This window comes from Elusimicrobiota bacterium (assembly GCA_016722575.1).
Lineage (GTDB): Bacteria > Elusimicrobiota > Elusimicrobia > FEN-1173 > FEN-1173 > JADKIY01.
The window spans coordinates 436194-452244 of sequence record JADKIY010000001.1; the positions used below are offsets into that span (position 1 = coordinate 436194).

11 protein-coding genes are annotated in these 16051 nt (G+C 64.3%); 10 read left to right on the forward strand and 1 reads right to left on the reverse strand.

Annotation, left to right across the window (positions count from 1 at the left end):
* The first annotated feature begins 71 nt into the window (after positions 1-71).
* From IPP68_02000 to IPP68_02010, 3 genes are all read left to right on the forward strand, one after another.
* Positions 72-1541, forward strand: coding sequence for a T9SS type A sorting domain-containing protein (locus tag IPP68_02000; GenBank protein MBL0349134.1), 1470 nt, complete (start codon positions 72-74; stop codon positions 1539-1541).
* Positions 1538-2491: a hypothetical protein gene (locus IPP68_02005; GenBank protein ID MBL0349135.1), complete on the forward strand. Its 954-nt coding sequence runs from the start codon at positions 1538-1540 to the stop codon at positions 2489-2491. Before IPP68_02000 ends, IPP68_02005 begins: the two co-directional genes overlap by 4 nt.
* Positions 2492-2560: 69 nt before the next feature.
* Positions 2561-3892, forward strand: coding sequence for a hypothetical protein (locus IPP68_02010; GenBank protein MBL0349136.1), 1332 nt, complete (start codon positions 2561-2563; stop codon positions 3890-3892).
* Positions 3893-3919: 27 nt separating this feature from the next.
* Here the strand turns inward: IPP68_02010 and IPP68_02015 are convergent, their stop codons facing one another.
* On the reverse strand, positions 3920-4258 hold the full coding sequence (locus IPP68_02015) for a hypothetical protein (GenBank protein MBL0349137.1): 339 nt from the start codon (positions 4256-4258) through the stop codon (positions 3920-3922).
* A gap of 150 nt (positions 4259-4408) precedes the next feature.
* On the opposite strand from IPP68_02015, the gene IPP68_02020 reads away from it, so the two are divergent.
* From IPP68_02020 to IPP68_02050, 7 genes are all read left to right on the forward strand, one after another.
* Complete coding sequence (locus IPP68_02020; GenBank protein ID MBL0349138.1) at positions 4409-4993, forward strand: TetR/AcrR family transcriptional regulator; 585 nt, start codon at positions 4409-4411, stop codon at positions 4991-4993.
* A gap of 23 nt (positions 4994-5016) precedes the next feature.
* Complete coding sequence (locus IPP68_02025; protein MBL0349139.1) at positions 5017-6030, forward strand: DUF2157 domain-containing protein; 1014 nt, start codon at positions 5017-5019, stop codon at positions 6028-6030.
* On the forward strand, positions 6027-6773 hold the full coding sequence (locus tag IPP68_02030) for a hypothetical protein (GenBank protein MBL0349140.1): 747 nt from the start codon (positions 6027-6029) through the stop codon (positions 6771-6773). Before IPP68_02025 ends, IPP68_02030 begins: the two co-directional genes overlap by 4 nt.
* The gene (locus IPP68_02035) at positions 6770-9808 is read left to right on the forward strand and encodes a DUF2339 domain-containing protein (protein ID MBL0349141.1); all 3039 of its coding nucleotides are present in this window, start codon (positions 6770-6772) and stop codon (positions 9806-9808) included. Before IPP68_02030 ends, IPP68_02035 begins: the two co-directional genes overlap by 4 nt.
* The gene (locus IPP68_02040) at positions 9805-11787 is read left to right on the forward strand and encodes a hypothetical protein (GenBank protein ID MBL0349142.1); all 1983 of its coding nucleotides are present in this window, start codon (positions 9805-9807) and stop codon (positions 11785-11787) included. The genes IPP68_02035 and IPP68_02040 overlap by 4 nt, the downstream gene beginning before the upstream one ends.
* A 283-nt stretch (positions 11788-12070) precedes the next feature.
* A complete protein-coding gene (locus IPP68_02045; protein MBL0349143.1) occupies positions 12071-12631 on the forward strand; it encodes a DUF4105 domain-containing protein in 561 nt (186 codons plus the stop codon).
* A complete protein-coding gene (locus IPP68_02050) occupies positions 12628-16047 on the forward strand; it encodes an MFS transporter (GenBank protein MBL0349144.1) in 3420 nt (1139 codons plus the stop codon). The genes IPP68_02045 and IPP68_02050 overlap by 4 nt, the downstream gene beginning before the upstream one ends.
* The last annotated feature ends 4 nt before the right edge of the window (positions 16048-16051 follow it).

Genomic DNA, 16051 nt, shown 5'->3' on the forward strand with positions numbered 1-16051 from the left:
CGTCCCAGATGAGCGGGACCAATCCTCTTTTCCCGCCACTCAAAACTCCTCTGGTTGAAAGGGAAGCGCTCATGGTTCGATGGTTGTGGGTCCTTGGCGGTTGGCTTATCGTCCCCGCCCTCGCGTCGGCGGCGACCCTCTCGGTCTGGCCCGCCACCGTCACCGTGGGGGCGGGGGGCGTCGCCCACGCCAGCCCCTTCTTTGACCCGGACGGCGGGGGCCCCCTGCCGGGGCGCGTCATTAACTGGGAAGGCGCCCAATGGTCCCTGGCCGACGTCGGAATCGCCACCGTCTCTCCTCTGGGCGTCGTCACGGGCCGATCCCCCGGGACCACCGTCCTCGCCGCGTCGTCGGGCGCCTTGAGCGCCCAGGCGGTGGTGGAAGTGCGGGGAACGGTTTTTTCAAGGTCCTTGCAAACCCCCGACGGGAGAACCCGTTCGTTCGCCCTTTACGTGCCGCCGGGCGCGGGGGTTTCCGGGCCGGCGCCCCTGGTCCTGGGCCTCCACGGGGGAGGCGGGGACGGGTTGTCCATGGCCGCCCTCACCAACATGGACGCGGTCGCCGCCCGGGAAGGCTTCCTGGTGGCCTACCCGGACGCGGTCGACGGCCACTGGAACGACGGTCGCGGAATCGCCGCGTACCTCTCCCAAGCCCAGAACATCGACGACGTTCGGTTCCTTTCCCGCGTCATCGACGCGGTCGCGGCCGAATTCGCCGTCGATCGTCGACGGGTGTTCGCGATGGGGTTTTCGAACGGATCGCTCATGGCCAAACGGCTCGCCCGCGAATGGTCTTTCCGGATCGCGGCCATCGCGGCCGGCGGGTCCACGCTGCCTCGGGCTCTGGCGGACGGGGGCGGGTTTGCGCGACCCGTCCCGTTGTTGGATTTTCATTCCGTGGACGACCAGCACGCTTTTTACTCCGGGGGGGATTTGGCGGGCGGCAATACCTTGTCGGTGCCGGAGCTCCTTCACTTTTGGGCCCAAAAAAATTCCTGCCGTCCCCCCGCCGCGGCCGAGCCGCTTCCGGACGCCGTTGACGAAGGCACGTCGGCGGAACGGGAGGACTACCTCTGCCCCGACGGCGCCGCCCTGATCTTTTACCGGTTTGTCGGCGCGGGCGGTGGGATCGGTCCGGGGCACACCTGGCCCGGCGGGTTCCAATATTTCCCGATGCTCTCCGCCTTCCCGGAATTCTCCATCGGACGGACGAACCAAGACGTCGACATGAGCGAAACCGTCTGGGCTTTTTTCGCCGCGCACCCGCTTCCGGCTCCCCCCGAAAGCCCCGCCGCGGCACGCCTTTTTCCGAACCCCCTGCGGACGGGAGAAGCTTTTTTCATGGACCGCGTGCCGTTCAACGCCGACGTCCGCGTCTACGATATCCGCGGTCGGGTTCGGCGACGATTGGTTCCGGACAACGCCGGACAACTGATCTGGGACGCGCGGGACGACGAGGGACGGGACCTCCCCAGCGGGATTTATTTTGTTCATATCGACGGCGGCGGCCACCAAACCGTCAAGGCGGTCATTCAGCGGTGAGAAAATTCCCGGGGCGATGGGCCTTTCTGTTTCTTTTCGCGGGGCCGGTCGCGTCCTTGCGCGCCCACGAGGTGGGGTACCGGGTCCTGCGGGTTCCCGTCGATGGGAAATTCGTCGCCGTGGCCGTTTGGTATCCGACCGAGGCGTCGCCGCGGCCGATTTTTTACGGTACCGCCCGCGTGCCGGGCCGCGCGGCCCCCGACGCTCCGTTGAAGCCGGGCCCCTGGCCCCTGGTGCTCTTTGCCCACGGCTACTCGGGGAGCGGGACGGGATCGGCCACCCTCGCCGAAGGCGTGGCCAAGGCGGGCTACGTGTGGGCCGCCCCGGATTTGAGCGACGCCGTGGCCGAGGTCCGCGTTGAAGGGCCCGTCACGGGGGACCTCCGGGCCGCCCTCCGGGATTTAAAAGAGAATCCGCCCTCGTTGGAAAACCACGGTTATCGGGTGGCGGAGGCTCGCGCCGTGTTGCGGGCGCTGTTGGACGACCCCCAATGGTCCATCGATCCCGATCGGGTGGCATTGGCGGGGCATTCCCTCGGCGGGTGGACCGTCGTTCAGGTGGCGCTGAGCGATCCTCGGCCCCGGGCCCTCGTTCTCTATTCCATGGGGGAATTAAATTATTTGTTTAAAGGGGCCCGCCTTGTGGCGGGTCGGGACCTGGCCCGGTTGCGGGTGCCCGCTTATTTGACCTACGGCGAGCGCGAGCGCGCGGCCTTGAGGGGCCGGCCGCCCAACTCGCTTTACGCCTTGGAAAATATCGGCGGGCCGGCCTGCGCGGTGGAAATCCGGGGCGGGACTCATTTCGTTTACGTTAACCGGGAAGTCGCCGGCCGTCAGGGGGGAAGCCCGATTCAACTGGCGCGCATCGTCCAAGCGACGGCCGCGTTTTTGGACCGAGAGCTTCGGGGCTCGAGCGTTTCCGTGCCCGCCGACCGTTGCCGGGATCGCTGACGCCTTCCCTTTTTCGCTTTCCGCCGGCTCCTCCCCCGTCGTTTGTTTAAAAAGAACTAGAATCACGCCATGCGGCGATTCGTTTTATTATTTCTGGCGGCTCTTTTCCCGACGTCCCTGCGGGCGGGGCAGATTCACCTGCGTTATTTCACCTTGGACGACGTTTCGCTCGTTTTCCTCGTTCAACTGGTGGCCCTTCACCCCAAAACCCATTCGGCGACGGTCGCCATCAAAAAGAGGTGGTCCCGGAATAAAACCCGGTCGGCGTTCCCGGCCCGTCGCCCGAATCCTTCCGACGATCCGGCCGACGGCTCCCCCGGGGAGACGCGCGAGGTCGACATATACGAGGGCGTGGAGTGGAAGGATCCCCGCAAACACGTGATCGAAGAGCATTATTGGGATTGCGCCGACGCGCCCCCGCCCGGGGAATCGGCTTTCCTGTTTTTCCGAGGCGCCGCGGCCGAGTGGGTGGCCTTCACCGCGGAAAAGGAGGCCAAACTCGACCGCTTCTTCGGCGAGGATCCCGGGGCCTGGGACGCCTGGATCGAATCCAAAACCGACGATGAACGGGTCGCTCTTTACGCCGATCAAGACTACCGCGCCGGAATTCTGAAACGGTTTCGCGACCGCCCCGACCTGCCCTTGCGGTTTGTGATGACCCTGGAGAATTCGGACCTGAAGATGGAGCTTCTCACGACGCTGCTCAAATCCCGGCCGCCCGATCAACGGGAAGCGTTGTTTCAAAAGATTCTGGACGAGCAAGCGGCGGCGGGGCCCGTCGCGCGGACCGCGACCCTCCGGGCGTTGTATCTGTACGACGAAGAGCTCTGGACGAACGCGCAAAAAATGAGGCTCTACCAAATCGAAGTCGACGACAACGATTACCGGGAAAATTTGCACCGATTGGGAACCATCGTTCAGAGGGAACTGCGGGACGAAAAAAAGGAAATAGGCTCCCTGTGGCCCTACGCCCGGATCATGGCCCTTTATTGGCGGATCCACTGCTACAACGACCTGGACGACGATTTGCCGCGGGTTCTGGAGCGTTTAACGGCGGGCGAGCGAAAGCAATTTTATCCGGAGGTCCTGCGCGCCGTGGCCACGTCCCCCTGGCGGAGGGAATACAAGCCTTACAAGGGGGGATTGTTGAGGGCGCTGTTAAAGGAAAACGATTTTCGGTCGGACCCGGCGCTCCTGTGGAAAATGGCCGAAATTGATTTTCGCGACGGCGAGGACGCGGAGACCTTCCGGGACTTGCTGGGCGCGATGCTCGACGCTTACCCGACCTCGGACGCTTCGGCCCGCGGGCGGGTGAAGGCCTGGGCCGACCCCTACCTGAACGCCCCCGACCCCTTTCCGCTTTACGAACCCCTCAAAGGCCGCTACGCCGTCCTGCCTTGACTCCGAAAATGGTCGCCGTGGCCCGGGTCATCGGCGAATAAGGCCTTTTGCGGCCCGCCGGGCCAGCGACCGCCGGAGGGCCCGACGGCCCCTTTTGCCCGTTTCTTCGAGCCCTCGGTGAACGCGGGTTCCTTTGGCCAACAACCGGGCGGGGCCGTAGTCCCGTCCCCGCTTTTTGTCGAGGTCCCGCAGAAGAACGCCCATTTTGGGGGACCGCGCGAGGAAGCGTCCGTCGGCCCGTTGTTCGGTGATCCAGCGGGGCGCGGAGGAGGATCTTCGAAGTCCGGGAAGGATCAGGGGCAGGACCTTTCCAACGTCCCGGCTTTGCAGGACGCGATTTTTCAAATACCGATGGGGCTTCGCCACGGAGTCTCCTTGGGGGCCTTGTTGTTCGAAATAAGGGTAAGGCGAATTCGATCGTTCGTCAATCAAAAACCGGAGGGCGAGGCCCCCCCTTGACAAAATTCCAAACCCCGGGTATATTGTGAGTGAACACTCACGAATTTTGGAGGTCGTGTGAAGCTGATCGTTGAGGAAGGGAAAGCGGGAACCGTGCTCCCCCAAGTGATGCGGGCGGCGCTCCGGCTTTTTGTGGAAAAGGGCATCAACGCCACCACGATTAAAGACATCGCCCGGGCCGGGGGGGTGTCGGAGGGGGCGCTTTATCGCCATTTCAAGAGCAAAGAGGACCTGGCTTTCTATATTTTTACCACCCATTTAAACGATTTTACCATGCGCCTGGCCGCGGCCGTGGGCGGCGGAAAAACGACCGCGGAGAAGATTCGACTCTATATAAAGACTTGTTTCTTGGCCTACGAAGAAGACAAGCAGCTTTTTGATTACTTGATTATTTCGGAGCATCGGGAATTCGATAAATTTCCAACCTCCCACAAACACCCCGGCCACGTGGCCATCGGAATGATGGAAGAGGGCCTCAAAAAAGGGGAGGTTCGCCGGATGGACCCCGTGGTGGCGGCGTCCCTCCTGCTGGGGAGCGTGATCCGGCTCTGCGTTTCCCGGGCCCGGCGGGCCATCGACCGGGATTTAAAAGCCGAAATCGACCCGGTGTCCGAAACCCTCGCCCGGGCCATCTGTAAGTGAATTAATATTCACAAGGAGACCCCATGGACCCCTTCGCGCTGAACGAATTGGAAACGGCGGTCAAAGAGGGGCTGATTACCGAAGCCCAACGGCGGGCGTTGGCGGCGCGTTTTGTCGACCCTCCGGGGAGCGCGTCTTCGGAAGCCCAAAAGAAATTCAACCCCATCATGGTCCTTTATTACATCGGCGCGTTGCTGATCCTGTCGGCCTTTGGATGGTTTTTGGGCAGCCAATGGGACGCGCTGGGGCCCCGGGGCATTCTGGCCGTGAGCGGTGTTTACGCCGCGATGTTTGTGCTCGCGGGTCGCCATTTGCTTCGAAAGGAAAACACCCCCGTGGCCGGGGCGCTCTTGATCACCTGCGCCGTGGGAATGACGCCGTTGATCGTCTGGGCCATCGAAAGCTGGACGGGGGTCTGGCCCAAGAACGACCCCGGGGCCTACCGCCACTATTACCCCTGGATCAACGGTTCGTGGATCGTGATGGAGTTGTCGACGGTCGCGACCTCGTTTTACGCCCTCCGCAAGATCCGCTTTCCGTTTCTCTTCATGCCCGCGGCCATCGCCCTTTGGTTTTTTTCAATGGACGTGGCGGAGTTCTTCGTTCAAGCGCGCCTTGGCTGGGGCGAACGAGCCTGGGTGAGCGTGGTCGTGGGTTTGCTCATCTTGATCCTGAGCCGTTCCGTGGAAAAACGGGTCGCGGGCATGGATCCCTTCTGGTTCTACCTGGCCGGACTCCTGGCTTTTTGGGGCGGACTCACGTCCCTGCCCAGCCACGGGGAATTGGGGCGCGTGATTTACGCCGGCATCAACCTGGGATTGATCGGGGCGGGGATCTACCTCGATCGGAAAACGTTCGCGGTCTTCGGCGCCATGGGGGTTTACGGTTATGTGGGACATTTGGCTTGGTCCGTCTTCAAAAACAGTCCAGCCTTCCCCCTGGTCCTTGCCTTCGTCGGCCTGATGATGATCTTGACCACGGTGCTCTTTCAGAAAAATCAAGGGCGGCTGCGTCGGTGGATGGGGTTGGCCTTGTGATCCGCCGGGCGCGATGGGCGGCCGGACTCCTGCTGTTCCTGGGAGCCTCCGTTCGGGCTCAGGAAACGGTCGTTCTCGTTCACGGGATTCTCAACAAGCCCTTTGTGATGAAAGCCCTCGAACGCGCCTTGATAAAAGAGGGTTTTGCCGTTATAAACTGGGGATACGCCAGCACCGAGAAAACCATCGAAGAATACGCCGCGGATCTTAAAGCCGATCTCGAGCTCCGACACACGACCGGGACCCTTCACTTTGTGGGTTTTAGCCTGGGGTCCATCATCACCCGGTATTACCTGGCCCATACGCCGCCGCCGAATGTGGGACGATTCGTGCAAATTGCCCCGCCCAACCGCGGGTCCAAATGGGTGGATCGTCTGTACACCTTTAAGGCTTTTCGCTGGGTGTTTGGCACCAAGGCCATCGAACAGCTGAAAGACGGGAGCGATTTCTTAAAAAACTGCGGGGTGTCGGCCTGTCCCCTCGGGATCATTGTGGGCGGCAACGGCACCGAGGCGGGTTACAACCCGGTGTTGGAGGGGGACGACGACGGCTCGGTGGCCCTGTCCAGCGCCGTCCTGCCCGAAGCGAAGGACGTGGTCCAGGTCTTCGCCGAGCACAGCTTGTTATTGGCCTCGCCGGCCGTGGGACGTTACACGGCGGCTTTTCTAAGGACGGGAAAATTCCCGGCGGACGCCCGGCGTCCCCGGCAAATCGCTTCAACCATTACCGGAGGTTCCAAATGATCGGTGAATTCCTTTTGCTCGCCGCCCTGGGCATTCTGGCCTTGCCCGTGATCGCCCTCGTTTTGTCCGTCAAGGCTCTCCGAACCGCCCGCCGGGTGGAAGACCGCCTGGACGGTTTGCGCGGCGCCCTGCGGGCCGGTGCCTCCACCCTCCGGGAGTTCGCTCCTCCCCCGGCGCGGGAGACGCCCGGGCCTTCGGTCGACCCCCGCGCGGCTCAACGGGCGGTGGACCTATCGCCGTCGCCCGCGGCCGATCCGTTCGGTCCGCCGGTCGCCGGCTCCCCGGCCTCGGGTTCGCCCGCCGGCGGCCCGCCCGAAGCCAAACCCCCGATGGCCACCCCCCGGCCGCCCCTGGCGACGCCTCCGCCCATTTACGTCGCCGACGTGGAGCCGGAAGCGCCCACCGCTCCGCCGGTCCTGGAACGCCCGTCCATCGATTGGGAGAAATTCACCGGGGTCAAACTCTTCAGTTGGATCGGCGGCTTCGCCCTCTTCCTGGGCGCGGCTTTTTTCGCCAAGTATTCCATGGACCACGGGTGGATCACGCCCGCCATGCGCGTCGCCTTCGGCTTCGCCGCCGGGGCCGCGTCGCTCCTCGTCGGTCTCAAGCTCAAGGACCGCTTCGCGGTCACGGCCCACACCCTGGTGGCCGCGGGCGCGGGCATTCTCTACACCGACGCCTTCGCCGCGCACTCGTTCTACGGATTCATCGGTCCCGTGGAGACCTTCGCGTTCCTGGCGTTGGTCACCGTCCTGACGTTCTTTCTCTCGGTGCGGCTCGATTCCCGCTACATCGCGCTCTTGGCCTTGGTGGGCGGCTTTTTAACGCCCCCCATTTTGTCGACGGGCGTGGACCGGGCTCTGGGTCTGTTCGCCTACGTGACGCTTTTGGATATCGGTCTCTTGGCCGTGGTCTTGAGCCGAGGGTGGGGATTCCTCTGGGGCCTGGCGGCCTTCGGGACCGCCGTGATGCAGTGGGGGTGGGCGGACCACTTTTTGGTGGTCGAAAAATTGCCGGTGGCCGCCGCCGTGTTTCTGTGGTTCCCGGTTCTCTTCGTGGCCGCGCGTTTTGTGGCCGAACGCCGGGGAATGGATTTGGCCCCGCTGCGGCACGCGGCGGGCCTGTTGGCCCTCCTATCGGTTCTCTTCGGCGGGAACACGCTGGACCGTTTCGGGGCCCAGCCGGCCCTGCCCTTTCTGATCATCCTGGTCGCCGATGCTTTGACGGCCGGCTTGGCGGTGCGGGGGGGATCCGGATCCCGCTATCACTTGGCCGCCGGGATTCTCGCTTACCTGACGCTGTTCGGCTGGACCTCCGGCCGCCTCACGGCGGAAACCTTTCCGATGATCCTCGGGGCGGTACTGATCTTCGGCGCGCTCCACGGCGTTTTGGCCGTGGTTCTCAATCGCCGCGGAGCCCCCAAAGACGTGGTCATTTTGGGAAGCCTATTCCCCGTCGCCCTTCTCCTGCCGCTCGCCATGAGCTTGATGAAGGATTTCGGTTCTCCGGCGCTTCTTTGGCCCGTGCTCTTCGGCCTGAACGCCGTCGCGATCCTGGTGGCCCTGGCCACGGGGTTTTTGTGGGGCGTCGCGGCGGCCCTGGGTTTCACTTTCTTCATTGTTCTCCTCTGGATCGACCGTTTGGCCGTCGATGGGATGGGCGGGTTTTTGACGGTGGTGGCCGGGATGGCCGCGCTCTTTTTCGGCGTCGGTTACTTCCTCCTTCACCGGTCGAAAAAATCCGCCGACGGCGGCGAGGCGCCCTCGGAAAACGAAACCCGGTGGGCCTGGCCCGCGGGGGCCAGCGTGGCGCTTCCGGCCTTCTCGGCCTTTTTGCCCTTCCTGCTTTTGGCGGCGGCCGCGAACCGCCTGCGACCGGCGGATCCGTCGTCGCTTTTTGGGCTCGGCCTGTTGCTCCTGGTTCTCCTCCTGGGGCTGGTGAGACGGGGGGGGAAATCCCTCGAAATCCTGGCGCCGGTGGCCCTGGGGTGCGTGGCCCTATTGGAATACGCCTGGCACGGGTCGTCCTTCACCGTGGATCGGGCCTTTCCCGCGCTCTACTGGCACGGTGGATTTTTCGCGTTGTTCCTCCTTCTGCCGTTTCTGGCGGCGGAGTCTTTCGGCGCCTTGACCGCTCCCTGGTGGGCGGCGGCGCTGTCCGGGCCCGTTCACGGGATGCTCTTTTACCGAACGGCCCTCGCGTTGGGCTACGCGCCGGTCATCGGCGCCCTGCCGGCCGCCGGGGCCGTGATTTACACGGGGGCCTTGATGGGATTTTTGAAACGCGTCCCAGCGGAGGATCCCCGACGGAAGGATCTTCTGGCGGTGGTGGGCGCCGTGGCGCTTCTCTTCGTGAGTTTGATCTTCCCCCTGCAATTCGACAAGCAATGGATCACCCTGGGCTGGGCCCTGGAGGGCGTGGCCCTTCTCTGGTTCTACGGCCGGGTGTCGCACCCGGGGTTGAAAGGGTGGGCCTTCGCCCTCCTGGCCATCGCCTTTGTGCGCCTGGCGGCCAATCCGGCCGTTCTCCACTACCACCCCCGGGCGGCTTCGCCCTTCCTCAACTGGTATCTCTACGCCTACGGCGTCGCGGCGGGCTGCCAGTTCGTCGCGGCGCGCCTTTGGCGTCCCCGGGATCAAAAATGGAGCGCGGTGTCCCTGCCCGGCCTATTGAACGCTCTCGGCGTCGCGCTGTTGTTTCTGCTCATGAACATCCAAATCGCCGACTTCTTCAGCACCGGCGAGGCGTTGGCCTTCAACCTTCAGGGAAGCCTATCCCAGGATTTGGCCTACACCCTGGGCTGGGGCGGCTTCGGCCTGGCCCTTTTGTGGGCGGGTCTGTCCAAGGAATCGACCTCGGCCCGGTGGGCGAGTTTCGCCTTGCTCGGCGTCACCGTCGGGAAGCTTTTCCTTCACGACGTCTGGCGACTCACCCTCTTGTATCGAGCGGCGGCCTTCGTCGGGTTGGCGATCGTTCTGATTTTGGGGTCCTTCCTCTATCAACGTCACTTTCAATCTCGCGGAGGCCGATCATGAAGCAATCGCTTAAAGTCGGTTTGTGGTTGGCGACCCTGGGGGCGGTCCCCCTGGGGGCGCTGGTTCGGGAAGCCCCCACGGCCTGGTCCCACTTTCAGGAAATTTCATCGAACACCCGGGGATTGGTCGCGGTGAATCTGCCCCCGGAAACCTTGGACGGGGCCGCGCGCGGTCTGGCGGATCTTCGCGTCCTGTCGCCCGCCGGCGACGAAGTGGCCTACACCCTGGACGCCCCCCTTCGGTCCGGATTGGAATGGTCGGTGTGGCCGCTCCAGGGGGCCGTCGAGGTTCGATTGTCGAAGGGCCGCACGACGGTCACGGCCTCGGCCCGTCGGGCCGCGCCCCTGGAAGCGATCCAATTGGACATTCCCGCCGACGACTTTTTAAAAGCCGCCACCCTGGAGCTTCGACGGGGCGGGGTCTGGCGAACGGTTCTGTCGGGCCGCCCGCTCTACCGTCGCCGTTCTCTGGCGGAAGACTTGAATCTGGTTTTTCCAAAACAAGACGCCGACGGTTTTCGAATCACCCTGGACGACGCGGAGACCGATCCGGTGATCGTCCGGGGGGCGACGCCGCGTCCCACGCTTCGAACCAACGCGCCCCTGGCCGAAACGCCCCTCCGAATCCTTCGGCGGGAGGACGGCCCCGTGGAGACCCGGATCGCGGTGGAGCTCCCGTCCCGAAACGCGTTATTGGCCGAGGTGGTGTTGGCCGTGGAGGACGCGGCTTTTCAGCGGCCCGTGCGGGTGGTTCGCCGGGTTCGTTTCGGCGATGACAACGCCTCCGACGAGCCGCTGGGCGCCGAGTCCCTTTGCCGTTGGCCCGAGGAGGGCGGCCGGACCTTTGAACGCTTGTCGGTCCCCGTGGCCCGCCGGTGCGATTCCCGGGAAGTGGAAGTGGTCATCACCAACGGCGACAACCCCCCGTTGAAAATATCTTCCATGGGCGCCCGGGTGGCGTCGACGACGCTGGTGTTCAACGCCGTGGAACCCGGGAAATACCGGCTGATCCTTGGAAACCCGGCCGCGGCGCCCGTCCGCTACGACCTCGACGCTCTTCGCGATCGTTTCGATAAAAAACAACGCTCTTTCGTGGAGGTGGGGTCCCTTCAACCCAATCCCGAATACGTCGCCCCCGCGGTGGCCCCCGATTTGGCCGAAAGCGCGGCGGCCCTGGATCCCAAAGGGTGGCGTTGGAAATGCCCGGTGCGGATCGAAAAAACCGGCGTTCAGCGGTTGGAGCTTTCCCCCGCGGCGGTGGCCGGCGCCCGGACGGACGGCCGCGACCTGCGTCTTCTGCGCGACGGCCGACAGGTCCCCTTTGTCATCGATCACCGGGCCGTCTACCGGGTCGTCGGCCCGACGGCGCGCGCGGTCGGGGAGGGCGGACGGGAAAGTGTTTGGGAAGTGCAACTCCCGGTCGGGGGTTTGCCCGTCACCCATCTGGAAGTCGACGCCCCGGAAAAACTTTTCTCGCGCCGCGTGGTGGTCGAGGAATCCCGGAACGTTCCCGGCGCCGGCGCCGAGCGCGCGGTCTTGGGCGAGGCCCAATGGTTCCGGCGGGGCGGATCGACGCGGTTGTTGGTGCCCCTGGGATCGTCGCCCAGCGGCGATCGAATTCGACTGACGGTGGACAACGGGGACAACGCGCCGCTGTCCCTGTCCAATTTCCGCGTTCACTATCGGACCTACGCCCTGGTTTTTAAAGCCCGGGCGGGGGATCCGCTGACGCTCCATTACGGCCACCCCGCCGTGAGCGCCCCCACCTACGACGCCGCCGCCGTGGAGGGGGAATTGTTGGCCGCCGATAAAGTCGACGCCGTCTTGGAATCGCCGGAGAAGGGCTCGGGCGTCCGTTGGATCCCGAGCGGGGCGGGCGGCGGCCCCGTCCTCTGGGCGGCGCTGATTCTCGCCACCGGGGTTCTCCTGTGGGTCATCGCCAAGCTTTTGCCGGCGGCCCCCGGGAATGGAAAGCCCTAGGGACCGACTCCCCGGGTTCCTTTCCCCCCGCCTCGATCCTTTGAAAAACGTGTCGGCGTCCCATCGAATCGTCGGGGCGGGGCTGGCGGCGGTGGTTTTAGGGGCCGTTGGTTTTTTTCACCGCCCGTCCGGGCTCCGATCCTGGGCCCCCGAATTCGCCGCCCCCGCGACCTTTGACTTTTCCCCCGCGGGGGTGAAAATATCGGCTCTCCGGGACTATGCTTGGGATCGAGAGGGAGGTGCTCCCCGTGCGCGTAACCTGTTTGTCCCCTGGGACGAGGTCGTGGAGTCCCGGCTGTTGGTGTCTCCCCTGTCGCCGGGACGCCGGGGGCCGGCCCACGTCATGATGGACTTCCGCCTTCGGGACGGGACGGGGCTGGTGATTTCCGCCGAAGCCCGGCGGGAAATCGGGGAGTCCTATTCGCCCTGGCGAGGGGCGCTCGGGCGGTATGAATTGATTTACGTGGTGGCCACCGAGCGGGACGCCGTGGCCTTGCGAACGATTCACGGGCGCGCGCCCGTGTATCAATACCGCCTTCGCGCGGATCCCGCCGCCGCTCGCGCCCTGTTTCGCGACATGCTGGAGCGCGCCGACGCCCTTTCCCGCCGCCCCGAACGTTACAACACTCTTTTCAACAACTGCGCCCAAAACATCCGCCGCCACGCCAACCGCCTGGTGGAGCGTCCCTTTGGCCGGAGCTGGCGGTATCTTCTTCCCGGATATCTCGACGCCGAGGCGGCGTCCCGGGGCTTGCTGGACCTGGAAGGGCCCCTGGACCGGGTCCGCGAGGCCCATCGGATGGATCTTCCCGTTGAAACGGGCGCGGCGGGAGGCCCCGCGTGAACCGCCCACTCCCGCTGCTCCTGCGCCACCGGGGTTTCCGGGCCCTGACCCTGGCCCAATTTTTTGAAACGTTGAACGACAGCGCCTTCAAAACCCTCGTCACTTTTTGGGCCCTGGCGCGGTTCGGCGTCGAGCAGGGCGGGCGGGGCGCGGCGCTGGTGAGCGGGCTGTTCATCCTTCCCTTCCTCCTTTTTTCCACCTACGCCGGGCGCCTGGCCGACGCCCGGCCCAAGCGCTCCGTGGCCATCGCCATGAAGGTCTATGAAATCGCCATCATGGCCCTGGGGTGGTGGGCTCTTTGGGCGAACAGTTTCGCCGGACTCCTCGTGGTGGTTTTCCTTTCCGGGCTCCACAGCACGTTTTTCGGACCGGCTAAATACGGTTTGCTTCCCGAAATCCTGGAACCCCGGGACCTCTCCAACGGCAACGGCATCGTCCAGTTGACTTCCTTTTTGGCCATCATCGCCGGAACGCCTCTGGCCGCCCGCCTCATGAAAAACGGCGACGCCGTGGCGGGGCCGGCGGGCGGAATTTTCATGGCCATCGCCCTGGCGGGGTTCCTGGCCAGTTTGATGATCACGCGCACCCCGGCGGCCGGCGTGCAGGGACCCGCGGATTGGAACCCGGCCCGGCGGTTTTGGCGCGACATGTCGGAGGTTCGGAAAGACCGCCCGCTTTACCTTTCCGTCCTCGGGGGCGGCTATTTTTGGTTGGTGGGCACGTTGATCTTCATCGGTCTGCCCGTGTACGCCAAAACTCAGTTGGGCGGCGACGAGGCGTTGATCGGGCGCCTCATGACGGTCCTGTCCTTGGGCATCGCCCTGGGTTCGGGCCTGGCGGGAAAATTGTCGGGGAACACCGTCGAACTGGGGCTCGTGCCCCTGGGCGCCTTGGGGCTGGGCCTGGCGGCGTTGGACCTGGCCTTCGCCGCGCCGAACCTTCACCGGGTGATGTGGGATTTGGCCCTCCTGGGCGCGGCGGGGGGATTTTTTATCGTGCCCTTGAACGCCCTATTGCAATCCCGAAGCCCCCGGGACCGTCGGGGAACCATGGTGGCCACGGCCAACATCGTGAGCTTTCTGGGAATCGGGGGCGCCTCCCTGGTTTACTTCCTTTTAACGGACCCCCTCACCTTGGGGTTGACCCCGGCGCGCGCCTGGTTCGTGGTCGCGCTGGGGGCTTTGGGCGCCACCGTCTACGTTTTTTCCCTCCTGGCCCCCGCCGTGATTCGTTTTGTGGCGTGGGTACTGACCCACACGGGATACCGCGTGACGACCTTGGGCGCCGAAAACATTCCGGCCCGGGGCGGGGCGCTGCTGGTGTCCAATCATTTGTCCTACGCCGACCCGTTCCTGATGACGGCGGCGGTTCCGCGTCGGGTGCGTTTTATGATGATGCGCCCGCTCTACAACTACCGGCCCCTCACCTGGTTCTTTAAATTGATGGGCGCCATCCCCATCGCGGGGAACGACGGCCCCAAAAAATTCATGGCGAGCATCGAACAGGCCCGGCAGGCCCTGCGCGACGGCCACATCGTCTGCATTTTCGCCGAAGGGGCCATTTCCCGTTTGGCCCAATTGCTCGGATTTCGCAAGGGGCTGGAGGCCATCGCCAAGGACCTGGACGTGCCCATCGTCCCCGTGCATTTGGACCGGGTGTGGGGGAGCGTGTTCAGTTTCGAACGGGGAAAATTTATTTGGAAGATGCCCCGCCAGATTCCCTACCCCGTGACCGTGTCTTTCGGTTCGGCGCTCCCCTCTTCCGCGCGGGCGGAGCGCGTTCGACAGGAAGTGCTGGAACTGGCCAGCCGCGCCTTCGACCAGCGCCTGGCCGGCCTTCGCCCTCTGCACCAGTATTTTTTCCGTTTGGCCCGCCGCCAATGGACCTTCCCCGCCGTGTCGGATTCGACGGGACTCCGCCTGGGCTACGGGCGCCTGATGACCGCGGCCACGTTCTTGGCGGGAAAATTGGACGCTTTGCTGCCGCCCGAAAAAAACGTCGGAATTCTTTTGCCTCCGGGCGTCCCCGGAATCCTGACCAACCTGGCGTTGCTTTTCGCCGGTCGCGTGCCCGTCAACCTCAATTATTCCCTGGGCCGGCCCGTGGTCGACCGAATTTGCCGGGACGCCGGCGTCTCCCGCGTCATCACCGCCCGGAAAATGCTCGAGGCGCTCAAATGGGGGGAGGAACCCCGCGCCGTTTTTCTGGAGGACCTCCCCCGCCCCTCGAAACTCCGGGGCCTGTTTTTGTTTGCGGCCCTTCGGGCGTTGCCCGCCCGCTGGGCGGAGCGGTGGTGGCTTCCCAAGTCCGACGCGACCATGGACGACGTGGCGGCCCTGCTTTTCACGAGCGGAAGCACCGGCCAGCCCAAGGGCGTGACGTTGACGCACAAAAACGTCCACGCCAACATCCAGGGCCTTCAAGAAACCTATCAACTGACGCCCAAGGACAAAATCCTCGGCGTCCTCCCGTTTTTCCATTCCTTCGGTTTCACCGGGACGATGTGGCTTCCCATCTTGACCGGCGCCCAGGCCGCCTACCACCGCAGTCCCTTGGAGCCCTTGGCCATCAAAAAACTCATTAAAGAGGAAAAGGCCACCGTCCTCCTCGCGACGCCGACTTTTCTTCAAATGTGGGTTAAAAAGTTCGCCCGGGAGGACCTGGCCACCCTCCGCTTCGCGCTGACGGGTGCGGAAAAACTCCCCCTCGCCTTCGCCAAGGATTTTCAGGAGACCCTGGGGGTGCCCCTGCTGGAGGGCTACGGCACCACGGAGTTGTCTCCCGCCGCCTGCGTCAGCGTGTTGGACGTTCATCACCAAACCGAACACCAGATCGGCCACAAGCCCGGCAAGGTGGGGCGGCCGCTCCCAGGCGTGTCGGTCCGCATCGTGGACCCCGAGACGGGCGCCCCCGTCCCCGACGGACGACCCGGGTTGCTCCTGGTCAAGGGCCCGAACGTGATGAAGGGGTATTGGGGGCTTCCAGAAAAAACCGCCGAGGTCCTTCGGGACGGTTGGTATGTGACCGGCGACATCGCCGCCGTGGACGAAGACGGTTTTGTCGAAATCACCGATCGGTTGTCCCGTTTTTCCAAGATCGGCGGCGAAATGGTCCCCCACATGCTGGTGGAGCGCCGACTCTGGGAATTGTCCGGGGAGCCCGAAGCTCAATTCCTCGTGCTGTCGGCGCCGGACGAGAAAAAAGGGGAAAAACTCGTGGTGCTCTGTTTCAACGTCGCCCAGGACATCGACGCTCTGGTGGCCAAGCTGGCCGTGGCCGACATGCCCAAGTTGTGGATTCCCGACCGCCGTTGTTTCTACAAAATCGACGCCTGGCCCACGCTCGCCTCCGGCAAGGTCGACATGGTGGCGGCCCGAAAAATCGCCCAAACCCTCCTGGACGCCTCGCCCAAGTAATGGA

Bases quoted from the DNA above. Each gene is read 5' to 3' on its own strand.
- IPP68_02000 (MBL0349134.1), top strand. From the start codon at position 72: ATGGTTCGATGGTTGTGGGTCCTTGGCGGTTGGCTTATCGTCCCCGCC.
- IPP68_02010 (MBL0349136.1), top strand. From the start codon at position 2,561: ATGCGGCGATTCGTTTTATTATTTCTGGCGGCTCTTTTCCCGACGTCC.
- IPP68_02025 (MBL0349139.1), top strand. From the start codon at position 5,017: ATGGACCCCTTCGCGCTGAACGAATTGGAAACGGCGGTCAAAGAGGGG.
- IPP68_02035 (MBL0349141.1), top strand. From the start codon at position 6,770: ATGATCGGTGAATTCCTTTTGCTCGCCGCCCTGGGCATTCTGGCCTTG.
- IPP68_02040 (MBL0349142.1), top strand. From the start codon at position 9,805: ATGAAGCAATCGCTTAAAGTCGGTTTGTGGTTGGCGACCCTGGGGGCG.